This window comes from Faecalibacterium sp. AF28-13AC, from assembly GCF_003478405.1.
GTDB lineage: Bacteria > Bacillota > Clostridia > Oscillospirales > Ruminococcaceae > Faecalibacterium > Faecalibacterium prausnitzii_E.
Genome location: NZ_QUFG01000034.1, coordinates 1 through 361, shown reverse-complemented (window position 1 = coordinate 361; position 361 = coordinate 1). Strand labels below are relative to the sequence as shown.

Annotated in this window: 1 pseudogene; it reads right to left on the bottom strand. The window is 51.5% G+C overall.

Features of this window, described 5'->3' with window-relative positions:
• Positions 1 to 361, bottom strand: a pseudogene (locus tag DWY95_RS17260) (recombinase family protein); the annotation flags it as partial.

Sequence of the window (361 nt, the reverse complement as noted above, 5' to 3'; positions counted from 1 at the left end):
AGAGATAGATGGCATTGATGAAGGTATCCACCAGTGCCTGCCGCTGCTCCTGCTGGCTCATGTCCAGCTTACGGAAGCGCAGCAGCCAGAACCGGATGAACTCTTCAGTCACTTTCGGCTTTGCCAGCTTTTCTTCCGCAATGCGAGCTTCAAGCTCACGCTTGGTTTCTTCCAGCTGCTCCAGCCGCTCCTTGGTGGAACTGGTCAGGATACCAGCCTGAATTGCATTGAGCATATTCTGGATACCCGATTCCGCATCCCGGAGCTGCTTTTCATAAAGAGGAATGTTGGTGTTTTCCTTGTTTTGCAGTTCCATCACCTTGGCGATGATGGATTCCATAGCGGCATCGTCTTTCACAAG